General features: G+C 42.3%; 12 protein-coding genes. 9 read left to right on the top strand and 3 right to left on the bottom strand.

The window, feature by feature from the left end; all coding sequences use genetic code 11:
- Positions 1-133: 133 nt before the first annotated feature.
- The 6 genes from ilvC (at position 134) to rimI (ending at position 5,408) form a co-directional block, all read left to right on the top strand.
- Positions 134-1,150, top strand: coding sequence for a ketol-acid reductoisomerase (gene ilvC, locus B3S92_RS07940; protein WP_077451191.1), 1,017 nt, complete (start codon positions 134-136; stop codon positions 1,148-1,150).
- 272 nt (positions 1,151-1,422) lie between these two features.
- Entirely contained in the window at positions 1,423-1,842 is a 420-nt protein-coding gene (locus B3S92_RS07935) for a hypothetical protein (RefSeq protein WP_296204666.1), read from the top strand.
- A 319-nt stretch (positions 1,843-2,161) separates the two neighbouring features.
- Positions 2,162-2,377, top strand: coding sequence for a cold-shock protein (locus B3S92_RS07930; RefSeq protein ID WP_007394029.1), 216 nt, complete (start codon positions 2,162-2,164; stop codon positions 2,375-2,377).
- Positions 2,378-2,926: 549 nt separating this feature from the next.
- Entirely contained in the window at positions 2,927-3,676 is a 750-nt protein-coding gene (locus tag B3S92_RS07925) for an electron transfer flavoprotein subunit beta/FixA family protein (protein ID WP_296204658.1), read from the top strand.
- Between the two features lie 154 nt (positions 3,677-3,830).
- Entirely contained in the window at positions 3,831-4,763 is a 933-nt protein-coding gene (locus B3S92_RS07920; RefSeq protein ID WP_296204654.1) for an electron transfer flavoprotein subunit alpha/FixB family protein, read from the top strand.
- A gap of 126 nt (positions 4,764-4,889) precedes the next feature.
- Positions 4,890-5,408: a ribosomal protein S18-alanine N-acetyltransferase gene (gene rimI, locus B3S92_RS07915; RefSeq protein ID WP_296204652.1), complete on the top strand. Its 519-nt coding sequence runs from the start codon at positions 4,890-4,892 to the stop codon at positions 5,406-5,408.
- Positions 5,409-5,446: 38 nt separating this feature from the next.
- On the opposite strand, the gene B3S92_RS07910 is transcribed toward rimI, so the two are convergent.
- The 3 genes from B3S92_RS07910 to trxB all read right to left on the bottom strand — a co-directional run bounded on the left by B3S92_RS07910 (position 5,447) and on the right by trxB (position 8,388).
- Positions 5,447-6,283 carry an arginyltransferase gene (locus B3S92_RS07910; RefSeq protein WP_296204650.1) on the bottom strand — a complete coding sequence of 279 codons (837 nt, stop codon included), beginning with the start codon at positions 6,281-6,283 and terminating at the stop codon, positions 5,447-5,449.
- A gap of 5 nt (positions 6,284-6,288) precedes the next feature.
- Entirely contained in the window at positions 6,289-7,086 is a 798-nt protein-coding gene (aat, locus tag B3S92_RS07905; protein ID WP_296204725.1) for a leucyl/phenylalanyl-tRNA--protein transferase, read from the bottom strand.
- Between the two features lie 279 nt (positions 7,087-7,365).
- On the bottom strand, positions 7,366-8,388 hold the full coding sequence (trxB, locus tag B3S92_RS07900; RefSeq protein ID WP_296204648.1) for a thioredoxin-disulfide reductase: 1,023 nt from the start codon (positions 8,386-8,388) through the stop codon (positions 7,366-7,368).
- Between the two features lie 317 nt (positions 8,389-8,705).
- Here trxB and B3S92_RS07895 point away from each other — a divergent pair, with 317 nt between their 5' ends.
- From B3S92_RS07895 to B3S92_RS07885, 3 genes are all read left to right on the top strand, one after another.
- Entirely contained in the window at positions 8,706-11,825 is a 3,120-nt protein-coding gene (locus tag B3S92_RS07895) for a DNA translocase FtsK (protein WP_296204646.1), read from the top strand.
- Between the two features lie 221 nt (positions 11,826-12,046).
- A complete protein-coding gene (locus B3S92_RS07890) occupies positions 12,047-12,754 on the top strand; it encodes a pirin family protein (RefSeq protein WP_296204644.1) in 708 nt (235 codons plus the stop codon).
- A 113-nt stretch (positions 12,755-12,867) separates the two neighbouring features.
- Positions 12,868-14,358 (top strand): amidase, encoded by a 1,491-nt coding sequence (locus B3S92_RS07885; protein WP_296204641.1) that lies wholly within the window; start codon positions 12,868-12,870, stop codon positions 14,356-14,358.
- Positions 14,359-14,408: the final 50 nt, after the last annotated feature.

Below are 14,408 nucleotides of genomic sequence, written 5' to 3'. Positions count from 1 at the left end.
CCTTGTCGATTTCAGTTTAAATAGTTATTTGCAAAGGCTTGAGCTAATCTGAAAGTTGTAAAATTAACAAGTTGAATTTCAACACCACCCTCTATTTTCAAAACTATTTGAAAGTATTTAAAAGGACTAAATTATGAACGTTTATTACGATAAAGATTGTGACTTATCAATCATCCAGGGCAAAAAAGTAGCTATTATTGGTTATGGTTCACAAGGTCACGCCCATGCGCTTAACCTTCAAGACTCAGGTGTTGATGTAACTGTAGGTCTACGTGCAGATTCAGGCTCATGGAAAAAAGCTGAAAATGCTGGCCTAAAAGTAGCTGAAGTTGCAGAAGCGGTACAAGCTGCTGAAGTGGTTATGATCCTAACTCCAGATGAGTTCCAAAAATCTTTATACGAAGACGTTATTGAGCCAAACATTAAGGAAGGCGCCACTCTAGCATTTGCTCATGGTTTCTCTATCCATTATAACCAAGTAGTGCCACGTAAAGATCTAGACGTGATTATGGTTGCTCCGAAAGCGCCAGGTCACACAGTACGTTCTGAGTTCGTTAAAGGCGGTGGTATCCCTGATCTAATCGCTATCTATCAAGATGCTTCAGGTCAAGCTAAGCAAGTGGCTTTATCTTACGCAGCCGGTGTGGGTGGTGGTCGTTCAGGTATTATCGAAACTACTTTTAAAGATGAAACTGAAACTGACTTATTTGGTGAGCAAGCTGTCCTTTGTGGTGGTGCAGTAGAGCTGGTTAAAATGGGCTTTGAAACCCTAACTGAAGCGGGTTATGCTCCAGAAATGGCTTACTTTGAGTGCTTGCATGAGCTGAAGCTTATCGTAGACTTAATGTATGAAGGCGGTATCGCTGATATGAACTATTCAATCAGTAACAACGCTGAATACGGTGAATACGTAACCGGTCCTGAAGTGATCAACGAGCAGTCACGTGAAGCCATGCGCAATGCTCTAAAACGCATTCAGTCTGGTGAGTATGCGAAGATGTTCATCAACGAAGGTGCTACTAACTATCCTTCAATGACCGCTCGTCGTCGTAACAACGCCGATCATGAAATCGAGAAAACTGGTGCTAAGCTACGTGCTATGATGCCTTGGATTGGTGGTAACAAAATCATCGATAAAGAAAAGAACTAATTTAGTTTTAGTTGTCAGCTAAAAGTGCTGGCTGGGCTTAGATAGCTGTTATCACAGTTTATGTGATAAGCTGTGATGAAGTAAGCAGGGCTAGCATTGATTAAAGCTCATGTGTCTTAGACGCATGAGCTTTTTTAATGTTAGATTTTTTGATGCTAGGTTTCTAAGGTTAGACGACGGCCCCTTGAAGCAATCAAAAAAATCGCTATATAGACTCTAATGTCTAAATTACTAAAAATCGAACAGAAAACAAAAAAGGAACGACTTAGATTATGGATACCCAGTGGCTTGTTAATATTAATCTTCCCTCAATTTATATAGCCCTGAGTGCAGGGGTAGCGCTGTTAATCTGGATAGAGGGGCAGATGCTAAAAAAAACTGAGGGTAAGCTGCCAAAATCAAAGTTTTTCCAGGTGAGCTCGGTAGTGGATACTTTATGGTTATTTGTCTCTATTGCAGTGGTTTACCTATTAGATTTCAAGTCTATTGAGATGACAGTGCCGGTAGCCTACTGGATTTATGCCTTATCTGGCTGGGTGTATGGCAGTCGCTTATTGAAACGCTCTGGACTGCCGGCCAGTCCTGAAGAATTGGTTATTCCTAAACCCTATATAGCTTTCAGCCAGTCATTTGCCACGACATTCTTTGCTTTATGTGTCTTTGTATTACTGTTTTCTAAGCCAATTAATTAGTTAAAATTTACATTTTTTACATCAAACCAACCAAAACTACAGATATTGTTAGGACAAGCCGTTTAAAGCTGTTATACTATCCCATAGTAAGTAAGTTACTTTTTGAATGAATAGCACAGCTACTGATTCAAACATGACTGCATTTAATCGTAGAAATGTAACCTAAGTGGCTATTTATTAGAGTGATGATTAGTCAACATTCTAATCAATACTACTCGATTTACGTTTTCTACTGGCTCGTTATCTACCCACTAGAGTAGAGCAAGTCTGTTAAAAGCATCATGACTATAGTTAAATCAATTTTATATTAGGAAAAGTTATGTCAGAACGTGTACAAGGTACTGTTAAGTGGTTCAACGAAGCTAAAGGTTTTGGTTTCATCGCACAAGACGATGGTGGTCAAGACGTATTTGCTCATTACAGTGCTATTCAAGGCAGCGGTTTCAAAACCCTAGCCGAAGGTCAAAAAGTTACTTTCGTATTAGGCCAAGGCCAAAAAGGTCCACAAGCTGAACAAATCGAATCAGCTGAATAATTTATTGTAGGCTTTGACCTACAAATAAGCATGAATCGCCTAAAAAGGTGATAATGCTATAAAAAGACAACCACTGGTTGTCTTTTTTTTGGCTAAAATTCATTATTTCATGCTTAGATGGCCTAAAACAATCTAAAATAACAGGTAATATCGGCATTACTAGAGACGAAAAAAAAGAATTCTAGGTTAAAATTAATAAATATTGAAAAAATTTATGACCCTTTATTCACGGCAACGGCTTGACCTAATGGGGTTGGTCACGCAATATAAGAGTCGTTTGATAATAAATGTTTATTTGTATCCTGCTAAAACCAAAAAAATGGTTGTTCAATACTATCTTGGGTTTAGTAAAACTGATTAGGGGTGAATTAACGGGCCTAAATAGGGAATTAAATCTGTTAATTAAATCCTACAAATTGTTATATATATTGGCTCCTATATTGGCTAAGATGTATAAGAATTAATTTTTCGGTGCGAGATAAGATATACTTTGCACTGGGTTTGAAATCGTAAGTTTAATTATTCATAACATTAATAAACGAGGAACGTATGAAAGCATTAGTCGCTGTTAAGCGTGTGATTGACTATAACGTAAAAGTTCGCGTTAAAGCTGATAATTCTGGCGTTGATCTAAGCAACACAAAAATGTCTATCAACCCATTTTGTGAAATCGCTGTTGAAGAAGCAGTGCGTCTGAAAGAAGCAGGCGTGGTAGATGAAGTTATTGTTGCTTCTATCGGCCCTAAAGAAGCTCAAGAACAAATTCGTGCCGCTCTAGCACTAGGTGCTGACCGTGGTATTTTGGTTCAGACTGATGACAAAGCATACCCTCTACAAGTTGCTAAAATTCTTAAAGGTATTGCTGAGCAAGAAGGTACCGAGCTTATTCTTCTTGGTAAACAAGCTATTGATGATGACAACAACCAAACCGGTCAGATGCTTGCTGCCTTAATGGGTATCGGCCAAGGTACTTTTGCTTCAGAAGTTAAAGTAGAAGGCGATAAAGTAAACGTTACTCGTGAGATTGACGGTGGTCTTCAGACTGTTGCGCTACCATTGCCTGCAGTAATCACTACTGACTTACGTCTAAACGAACCACGTTATGCAAAACTTCCAAACATCATGAAAGCTAAGAAAAAGCCACTAGATGAGAAAACACCAGCAGATTTCGGTGTAGACATGGCTTCTAAGCAAGAAATTGTGAAAGTAACTCCACCAGCTGAGCGTTCTGCAGGTGTTAAAGTTGGTTCAGTGGATGAGCTAATTGACAAACTAAAAAATGAAGCAAAAGTTCTTTAATTCTTGAACTTAACTTCTAATAAATTTGATTAGTTTTGTTGATTATCAGCCTGTCATAAAATGAATTAGAGTCAGTTAGAGCTAATAGGGCAGGCGATAAAGAACAGTTACCAAATCACAATCTTCTATAATTATTTGAAAGGATAATAATCTCATGGCAATTTTAGTATATGCAGAACATGATAATGCCGAGCTAAAAAAGGCAACTCTAAGCACAGTTACCGCTGCAAATCAAATGGGTGGCGACGTTCATGTATTAGTAGCGGGTTCTGGTTGTAAGCCAGTAGCTGAGCAAGCTGCTAAAGTAGCAGGCGTAAGCAAAGTAATTTGTGTTGATAACCCAGCATACGAATATCAATTAGCAGAAAACGTAGCTTTATTGGTTAAAGATCTTGCTGGCGATTATAGCCATATCGTTGCTCCAGCAACTTCTAATGGCAAGAACTTCTTACCACGCGTAGCCGCTTTATTAGACGTAAGCATGATCACTGATGTGATGCAAGTTATCGATGCTAACACGTTTGAGCGTCCTATCTATGCCGGTAACGCCTTAGCCACTGTTAAAACTTCTGAAGATAAAGTATTAGTTACTGTACGTGCTACAGCATTTGATGCTGCAGCTGCGGAAGGTGGATCAGCCTCTATCGAAGAGCTAGACAACGCTCAAGATGCTAGTAAATCAAGCTTCGTTGGCGAAGAGTTGGCTAAGTCTGACCGTCCTGAACTAACTTCTGCTGAAATCGTTGTATCTGGTGGCCGTGCATTAGCAAACGGTGAAAACTTCACTAAATACATTGAGCCATTAGCAGACAAGCTAGGCGCTGCTATCGGTGCTTCACGTGCCGCAGTTGACGCAGGTTATGTTCCTAACGATATGCAGGTTGGTCAAACTGGTAAAATCGTTGCTCCAAGCTTATATATCGCAGCCGGTATCTCTGGTGCTATCCAGCATTTAGCAGGTATGAAAGATTCTAAAGTTATCGTTGCTATCAACAACGATCCAGAAGCACCAATCGCAACAGTTGCTGATTACTTCTTAGAAGCAGACTTGTTTGACGCACTACCAGAATTAACTAGCAAGCTGTAATTTCTTTACGCTAAGATAGTTTTTCAGTAGTCAAAAGCCTTCAACCTAGGGTTGAAGGCTTTTTTGATGCTTTTATAAAATCGTTTGTTTGTCCTCTAGCCATAAGTATTTAAAGGATTTGCCCCCATGAGATATTCTGAAATCCCTAATCTCTGCCAAATTACCACTGCAGACTCTGACCTGCACTTACTACGTCAAGTCGCTGAAATTGAGCAAATGTTGCAGTTAGACAACTGGAGTGAGCAACAGATTAGTGAGCTACTACAGCAAGATATTAATCAGTGTTGGGGTTTATTAGAAACTGACTTATCCCAGAGGTCTGAAGAGAAAATAGTGGCTTATTGCCTTATCAGCACCGTATTTGAGGTGGCGGAAGTATTACGAATAGGCACTCATCCCGATTATCAACGTCGAGGGTTGGCAGCTGCTTTGCTACAAGCTTTAATCAAGGTCATGCCTCAAAGACAATTAGAACGAATTTTGTTAGAAGTTAGGCAAGATAATGTGGCTGCTATCGCTCTGTATAAAAAAATGGGCTTTGAAGTGATTCATGTTCGCAAAGGCTATTACTCTATCGCCTCAAAGGAGGGGGAAGAGGAGACCAATTGTGATGCGTTAATTATGCAATATGAGCTGACAGCCTAATAACGAGCAAAGTTTTATTTATATCAGAAAATTTGTAATCAGAAAAACTTTGCAGGTGAGGTATTAATTAAACTCAATACTTCATTATGATCTGGTGTTTGTGAGAAATAAGTCCAATGGTTATTTATTAATAACTCAATGGGAGTGTAATCAGTTTTGTAGCTCATCTTTTTGACAGTAGGAATCCAAAAGCCCAAATACACATAATCTAAGCCTAAGCTCTTAGCAGCCTCGATCTGTTTTAGAATACAAAATACCCCAAGGCTGCGAGAGTTATAACTGGAGTCGGGATTAAAAAAAGTATAGATGCTGGATAATCCATCACTTAATCGGTCGGTTACGGCCACTGCAATGAGTTTATTATTGGGCTCTCTTACCTCCATAAATAAAGTATCTGTTGGACTGTCTACCAAAAACTGCTCGAAAGTATGTAAGCTGGGTGGGTACATATCTCCATCAGCATGACGTCCAGAGATGTATTTTTGGTACAAAGCATAGTGTTCTTGCGTGGCTTGGGTAGCAGCAACAAATTTAACGCTTACCTCACTATTACGATTGAGCACTTTGCGATAGCGCCGAGAGGGCAGGAACTCTTTCACGACCACTCGACTGGAGATACACTGAGCACAGTTTTGACAATTTGGTCGATAAAAAGCATTGCTACTGCGTCGAAAACCTTGAGTGCTTAGCTGAGTATATAGCTCAGAATCGATACTTTGATTCGGCTCTAGCAGCAAAAAAGTCAGCTGAGATACTTGGTAGGGAAGGTAACTACACAGGCTTGGAGGAGAGAGATTAAAGTGGATTGGATGCTCTAAACTCTCTTGATGTATTGTATTTTCACGGGTGACACTGTTGTCTGCGTAAGGATACATTTTACTTAATCCTTGCAGTTAGGTTGGGTGGTACTAGAGAAGGGGTCAGAAGAGGCGCTGGATGTCTGGCTAAGTGTTGGCACAGTGGTCTGCGCTAACTGGTTAACTAAATATCGCGTGTCAGAAAATAACTGCCAATCTAAGCTAGGGTGGGATATCCAGTCATTTAACTTGGCTAAAAAAAGCTGTCTTGGCATGATATCTGCACCTAGGCTTTGCAAATGGGGATTGGGCAATTGACAATCTATTAGCTCAACGTCCGTATGTTGGCAAAAATTATTTAATGCCCAGAAGGCAATTTTTGAGGCATTACTTTGACGATGAAACATCGACTCGCCAAAATAGATTTGACCGATTTTTAAGCCATATAGGCCCCCAATCAAATTCTTACCCTCCCAAATCTCAAAGCTGTGTGCATAACCCAGCTTATGAAGCTCGGTATAAGCTTGTATCATCTCTTCATGAATCCAAGTGTCCTCAGCATAACTACGGGGAAGGCTACAAGCATGAATAACTTCTTCAAAGGCACTGTTAACACTCCAGTGCCAGGAACTGGCTTTGGCTAAGCGCTTTAAGGACTTACTAGGAGTAAAAGAGGTTGGATCAAGCACGCAACGCGGCTCAGGAGACCACCAAGCAATCGGCTCATCTTCATTAAACCAAGGAAAAAGCCCTTGTGAGTAAGCGGATAGCAGCGTTTCAGGCGATAAGTCAGCACCAATAGCCACCAGCCCTAAACCTTCAGGATCTGCCACATCAGGTTTTGGGAATAAGTAGTTACAGTCAAATAAAGCAGAGGTAATAGGTGAGTCTTGTCTACTTTGTGAAGGGAAGTTTGAGTCGCTTTGATGGTCTGAAGTCACAAAGTTTATCCCATATCAAAAAAGTAAATTAGTAAGTTATATCCGCTAAGATAGCACGATAGAGCCACGATTTATTAAGTATATCAATTGCATACGCATTGGCAATGATTACGATTTATTATTAACGTAAAAAAAGTGCCAATCAATATCTGATCAGCACTTCTATGATTTTAGCTTAACTCATTAGTCCTTATGGAAGATAAATTATCAGCTATCAGCTTAGGCTTGGTCGTCTGCAGTTAAAGTCGAGGCGTAAGTATGATCTTTGGCATTGGCCTCACCAACTGAGTCAAGATATTTCTCAGCATCTAACGCTGCCATACAGCCGGTACCTGCTGAGGTAATGGCTTGACGATAGACGTGATCTGCCACATCACCAGCTGCAAATACCCCTTCAATGCTGGTTTGAGTGGCATTGCCTTGAGTACCACTGTTAACGATTAAGTAGCCGTCTTTCATGTCTAATTGACCAGCAAACATATCCGTATTTGGCTTATGACCAATGGCCACAAACACACCCATAACGTCCAGCTGCTTAGTGCTGCCGTCTTGGGTTGAATCGATGATCAAACCGTTGACTCCCATATCATCACCCACCACTTCTTTTACTTGGTGGTTCCATTCAATGGTGATGTTGCCATTTTTGGCTTTTTCAAATAGCTTGTCTTGCAATATTTTTTCAGAGCGTAGGCTGTCACGGCGGTGAACTAAAATCACTTCTTTAGCGATATTTGATAGGTATAAAGCCTCTTCAACGGCTGTGTTACCGCCACCGATAACCGCAACTTTTTGGTTTTTGTAGAAGAAACCGTCACAAGTTGCACAAGCCGATACCCCTAAGCCTTTAAATTTAGTTTCTGATTCAAGACCTAAATACTGAGCAGAAGCACCGGTGGCGATGATTAGCGCATCACAAGTATAAGTACCGGCATTACCTTCTAGCTTAAAGGGACGCTCAGTCAGAGTTACTGAATTTATGTGATCATTGACGATTTCAGTGCCAAAGCGTTCGGCGTGTTCTTTCATGCGGACCATTAGATCTGGACCAGTTAAACCATGAGCATCACCTGGCCAGTTATCAACCTCTGTCGTTGTTGTAAGCTGTCCGCCGACTTGCATACCAGAGATAATTACTGGCTTTAAGTTGGCTCGCGCTGCATAGACTGCCGCTGAATATCCAGCAGGGCCTGACCCTAAAATAATTAATTTTTCGTGGCGAGCAGCATTGGTGTCTTGTGTCATGTTTTTTCCTTATGTTTTGGCATATTTTATCAGAGGGTGTCAGTTGAATAAGGGCATAAATAACTGTGTTAATGCCTCTTTTTATCGACGTCTGTATTTATAAGAATGGGGGCATTTGTTTACAATAGCAAATGAGTTTAAGTTATCATGTTTATTTATATGATAAATAAGCCAGTCAAGGCTCGAAAATACAATGCAATTTGCTATTATAGTGGATTATACAGGCTAGGCTAATATTTTTGCCAAATCGCACCTATTCACAAACCACGAACGTCTACTTGTCACCATAGTTAAGTTTCAAATGTTGGGAAAAATTAATGATAACGGCACATCATCTTTACACGCTTAAAAAAATCGTTTTTACCTTGCTTGCCGTCCTCTTGTCTGCATTCTTGTTCGTTATCTTGGTTACTTACACCCCCAATGATCCCAGCTGGTCGCGTATCAGTAGTGACATGGGGCAGGTGAGTAATATGGGCGGCTCTGTTGGCGCTTGGCTGTCAGATTTGCTATATACCTTCTTGGGCTGGCCAGCTTGGTGGTTAATGGCATTTTTGGCTTATGAAGCGATATGTCTTTGGTGGAGCCGTGAACAAGCGTTTGGTCCTTTACGAGCCATAGCTTATGTGTTCTTGGTATTGGCCAGCTGTGGGCTTACCGCTATCACTCCACAGTTGTTAGGTTATAGCACCGATAATGGTGCCCGTTTTGGCGGTATTTTAGGAGCAGAAGTTGCTACGCGCTTAGCAAGTCTGCTGACCATCTATGGAGCAGCACTATTTCTGCTGGCCTTTAGTCTAATAACCATTACTTTTGCTTTTGATATTCATTGGAAGCGGGTATTCAAACAGATCTTTAGTCTGTCATGGCTTGGTAGTGGTATACAGCGAGACTCTGCAGAGAAAGAAGAGCTTATTGAGGACAGCCCGGCTTTAACTGAAGAGGAATTGCTGGCTGCACAACAAGCAATGAATGAAACCGAGGGCTCTCAGACAGAATCGCCTTTATTTCAACAGCTAAAGTTATCCTTGCCCGAGAGTTCTGATGAGCAGGAGGCTGATGCTCACTCACAGCAGTCAGAAGCTACTCAGAAATCGGATCCCGCCTTAAGCAATGTATTGGATGATTTCTTAGTTAACTCAGGATTGACTGAGAGTATCTTGGCATTACGTGAGCAAGAGGCGCAGCAGGAGCAAGCTGAATCAGAAAGGCAGCAAAAAGCTCAAGCTGGTCAGCAGCCCTCTATAACTGCAGCGGGCGCGAAAAAGCAAGAACCCAGCTTTGCGTGGAATGATCAAGAGGTGATTAATGAGCTGCTTGATGAGCAGGCTTTACCAGAGGCTGTGGCCAATAACCCTGAAACCTCAACCTCTCCTGCAGTACAAACACAAACCTTAGAAGTACAGTCTACCGAAACAGTTGATGAGACCCCTACTGAAGAGGCAATTGAAAGTGAATCAATGTTTGTAGAAAAAGCAGAGGATGACTTTGCAGATTCTATAGCCGCTGATTCTGAGCCAAAGCAGTCAGAGACGACAGTAACTATAGCCGAAGCGGAAGAAGTAGAAGAGCAACCAGAACTAACAGCAACTGATACTGCGGATGTTGAGCAAGCTGATTTTGACGCTGTGGATGAGCCGGTAGGACAGGAAGAGTGGAGCAGCCAAGACGACGAAGCTCTGCTTGATGAGGAAATAGATTTAACTCCGACCAACACCCCACCGTCTAATCCAAAAAAGCCGCATGAGCCTAGTAATGAGGACGGCCCAACTCGAGTGACGCCAACCATACGCTTTGCTACCCCAGAGGGCGATGCGAGCAATCACATCGAAGATATGGTACCTGATAGTGACGATGAAATAGACGAGCAGAGCGAGGTCAGCCTTCCTGAGATTCACGATGATTCGGCATTTGCCTCTAGCAGTCGTGCAATGCAGACCGCTAAGTATCGTGAAGGCTTATCACCGATTCCAGAGCTGTCTATTTTGGATAAGCCAGATCCAGATCGTAAGCCAAGCTATACCGAAGCTGAACTAAAGCAACTATCTGAGCTGCTTGAAATTAAACTACAAGAGTTTAACGTAAAAGCAGAAGTGGTAAACGCCATTCCTGGGCCTGTGGTCACGCGGTTTGAAGTGGATTTAGCCCCTGGAGTAAAAGCCAGTAAGGTGACCGGTATTTCACGCGATTTGGCTCGCTCGTTATCTATGGCTTCATTGCGTGTGGTAGAGGTTATCCCAGGTAAGCCTTACATTGGTATTGAAGTACCTAATAAAAAACGTGAAATGGTGCGTTTGGTTGAATTGCTGCAAACCGAAGATTACAAGAATCCCAAAGCACAAATTAGTATGGCCATGGGTAAGGATATTGGTGGTAAGCCCATTATCACTGACCTAGCACGTGCGCCGCATATGCTTGTAGCGGGTACCACAGGTTCAGGTAAGTCAGTATTGGTTAACGCCATGCTGTTATCTATGCTGCTGAAATACAAACCGTCAGAGCTGCGTTTAATTTTAATTGACCCTAAGCAGCTTGAATTGGCCAACTACAATGATATTCCTCACCTATTGACCCCTGTGGTGACCGATATGAATGAGGCTGCAAGTAGCTTGGCTTGGTGTGTGGCTGAAATGGAGCGCCGTTATCAGTTAATGAGCTTACTCAAAGTGCGTAAGTTAAGCGAGTTTAACAAAAAAGTCATCGCTGCCGAAAAGGCAGGTAGACCGATGTTAGACCCCCTATGGCGTCCTAATGATAGTGTTAGCATCGATAAAGCGCCTAAGCTTAAGACCCTACCGATGATTGTCATCGTAGCCGACGAATTCGCTGATATGATTATGCAGGTAGGTAAGCAGGCGGAAGAGCTGATCACTCGTTTGGCACAGAAGTCTCGTGCGGCTGGTATTCACTTAATGCTAGCCACGCAGCGCCCATCGGTAGATGTGATCACGGGTTTGATTAAAGCCAACATTCCAGTTCGAGCTGCCTTACGCGTTAACTCAAAAGTGGACTCTCGCACTATCTTAGATGCAGGCGGTGCTGAGGATATGCTGGGTAACGGTGATATGTTGTTCTTAGGCCCAGGTCAAATTGAACCGGACCGTGTGCATGGTGCCTATGTCAGTGACGAAGAGGTTAACCGAGTTTGTGATGCTTGGCGTGAGCGAGGGGCTCCCGATTATATTGATAATATGGCAAGCAACTTCGATTTAACTAGCCCTAGTAGCAGTGGTGCTGGTAATACCTCTGGAGAGGATGATGCGCTTTATGATGAAGCAGTGGCTTTTGTCATGGAGACTCGAAAAGTATCAGCTTCGAGTATCCAGCGTAAATTCAGTATTGGTTACAACCGCGCTGCCCGCATTGTTGACTCTATGGAAGAAGCGGGTTTGGTCAGCTCTATGGGTAAAAGTGGTAAGCGTGAACTGTTAATGTAGTAATTTAAAGTAAGCATAATTTATTAAGAAAAGGGGCTTCGGCTCCTTTTTTTATGGCAACTATCTCGATCATTTAATAGCCCCTTAACACTCCTTTTAACAGGTATTAAACTCTTTACACAATTAAACTTAAGTTAATAGTATAAGTTGTTGATTAAGATAATATTCATTATATAATAGCCTCATTGAATAAAATACAGCTATAAAAATGAGGATTACCTATGAAAACTATCGTACATAAAGCCAATACCCGTGGTAACGCAGACCATGGTTGGTTAAAAAGTAAACACACTTTTAGCTTTGCAAACTACTATAATCCTGAACGTATGGGATTTGGCGCCTTACGTGTTATTAATGATGACCATGTAGAAGGGGGAATGGGTTTCGGTACTCACCCTCACCGTGATATGGAAATCATCTCAATTCCAACGGCAGGTAAGTTAGCTCACAAAGATACTATTGGCACCAATGGTATCATTGAAAGTGGCGAGATTCAGGTGATGTCAGCAGGAACAGGGATTGCCCATAGTGAAATGAATGGCAATGCGGATGTACCGGTTAAATTCTTTCAAATTTGGGTAATGCCAAACAAACAAGGGGTAGAGCCTCGTTATCAACAGTTAAAAATAGCAGATATGTTGAAGCCTAATGAATTTGGCCAAATTTTATCGCCAAACCCAGATGATGCCGGGGTATGGATTCACCAAGATGCCTGGTTCCATATGGGCAACCTTGATAAAGGGGTGAGTGCTAGCTATGAGCTAAAAGGCAACCAGCACGGGGTTTATGCCTTTGTCATCGAAGGTAAGGTTAAAGTGGGAGATGAGGTATTAGATACTCGGGATGGTATGGGGATCATCGATACTAAAGGCTTTGAGGTAGAAGCTTTAGAGGACTCTCGTGTTTTACTTATGGAAGTCCCTATGTAATCCCAGTAGCTAAACACGAGCCAACAAAAAGCCAAACTTTCGGGTTTGGCTTTTTTGTTGGCTTTCATATAAGCTATCTACTTATGAATCCACACAACTGAGCAAGGAAGGCTATGTTTAAAGAATATCCACAATATGATGCCATCGGATTGGCAGAGCTTATCCAGTCAGGCGATATCAGTGCCAAGGAAGCCTTAGAAGCTGCCATCTATCAAGCCAATAGCTTAAATCCTAAGCTAAACGCCATTATCCACCGCTTTGACGAGCGAGCATTTAACGCTGCTCAGCAAGGTTTACCGCAGGGAATATTCACCGGCGTTCCCTATCTACTAAAAGATTTAAACTACTTGTTTGCTGATGAGCCTATCAAGATGGGCAGTCGCAGTGTGCATATCGTGCCGGAGCAAGACAGCGAGATAGTAAAACGGATGCGAGCGACTGGGGTTAACACGTTTGGTAAAACCAATACTCCAGAGTTTGGGCTAATTATTACCACAGAGCCCAAATCCTTTGGTCCCACTCACAACCCATTTAAAAAAGGCTATAGCAGCGGTGGCTCATCTGGGGGCAGTGCTGCCGCAGTAAGTGCTGGTATTGTGCCTATGGCGGGTGGCGGCGATGGGGGTGGCTCAATTCGTTTCCCTTCTGCTTGGTGCGGCGTGTTTGGGTTAAAGCCCAGCCGAGGTCGTAATCCCAGTGGTCCTATCTATGCCGAGGGCTGGGAAGGAGCTGTGGCAGATCATGTGATTACTCGTAGTGTGCGTGACAGCGCTGCCATGCTAGACGCTACTGCTGGTAGAGAGGTGGGTGCTCCTTTTGTGACCGACGCCTCTAATAAAGGCCAGTTTTTACAGGCCACAAAGACTCCGTGTAAACCATTAAAAATTGCTCTAATGGCAGAGCCCTTGTTTCCGGGCGCTAAAGTAGATAAAGAGGTGTTGGCTGTATTAGAAAAAACAGGGCAACAGCTTGAAGATATGGGGCATAAAGTAGAATACGCTGCGCCAAAGATTGATAGTGATCGTATGTGGCGAGATTTCTTCACAGTAGTTTGTGCTCATACTGCCTATTTTGTAGAAGACTTATCTTTGCGCTACGGACCTCAGCAAGTAGCGAATTTGGAGCCACAGACGCGAAATATGGCTATGATAGGGCGCTCACTAAGCGTGGTAGATCTGCTTAAAGCCAAGCAAGGCTGGCACGACGTACAGTATCAGACCGGACTTATTCTTGAAGAGTATGACATGATTTTGTGCCCGACAGTGCCAACTACTGCCGTCAAACACGGGGTGCTCCCTCCTAGCCGTATTGATGAACTACTGCTAAACGTAAGTGGCGTTATTGAAAAAGGAATTAATCTGGGCAAATGGATTTATAACTCAAGTTTGGTTGAGAAGCTAAGCTCACCTGTATTAAGCAAAATGGCCTTTACCACATTGGGTAATATCACAGGATTACCGGCGATGTCTGTTCCCTTAGGGATGAGCAATAAAGGCTTACCGATTGGGATGCAATTTATTGGACGTATGAATGATGAAGCAAGGCTTTTTGCTTTAGCAGCGGACTTTGAGCGGGCAGGATTATTTACCGATCCGGCTATTTAGTATTCTCTAAGTTAATTTTTTAAGCTAGCCATGTCTCGTCCTGAAATACA

Source organism: Psychrobacter sp. UBA3962 (assembly GCF_002385225.1).
Taxonomy (GTDB): domain Bacteria; phylum Pseudomonadota; class Gammaproteobacteria; order Pseudomonadales; family Moraxellaceae; genus Psychrobacter.
The sequence above is the reverse complement of the archived record's forward strand: the minus strand, read 5'-3'. Positions and strand labels throughout refer to the sequence as shown.

Coding starts and splice junctions, on each gene's coding strand:
- B3S92_RS07935 (WP_296204666.1), top strand. CDS start 1,423: ATGGATACCCAGTGGCTTGTTAATATTAATCTTCCCTCAATTTATATA.
- B3S92_RS07885 (WP_296204641.1), top strand. CDS start 12,868: ATGTTTAAAGAATATCCACAATATGATGCCATCGGATTGGCAGAGCTT.
- trxB (WP_296204648.1), bottom strand. CDS start 8,388: ATGACACAAGACACCAATGCTGCTCGCCACGAAAAATTAATTATTTTA.
- B3S92_RS07895 (WP_296204646.1), top strand. CDS start 8,706: ATGATAACGGCACATCATCTTTACACGCTTAAAAAAATCGTTTTTACC.
- rimI (WP_296204652.1), top strand. CDS start 4,890: ATGAGATATTCTGAAATCCCTAATCTCTGCCAAATTACCACTGCAGAC.
- ilvC (WP_077451191.1), top strand. CDS start 134: ATGAACGTTTATTACGATAAAGATTGTGACTTATCAATCATCCAGGGC.
- B3S92_RS07920 (WP_296204654.1), top strand. CDS start 3,831: ATGGCAATTTTAGTATATGCAGAACATGATAATGCCGAGCTAAAAAAG.
- B3S92_RS07925 (WP_296204658.1), top strand. CDS start 2,927: ATGAAAGCATTAGTCGCTGTTAAGCGTGTGATTGACTATAACGTAAAA.
- B3S92_RS07890 (WP_296204644.1), top strand. CDS start 12,047: ATGAAAACTATCGTACATAAAGCCAATACCCGTGGTAACGCAGACCAT.
- B3S92_RS07930 (WP_007394029.1), top strand. CDS start 2,162: ATGTCAGAACGTGTACAAGGTACTGTTAAGTGGTTCAACGAAGCTAAA.
- B3S92_RS07910 (WP_296204650.1), bottom strand. CDS start 6,283: ATGTATCCTTACGCAGACAACAGTGTCACCCGTGAAAATACAATACAT.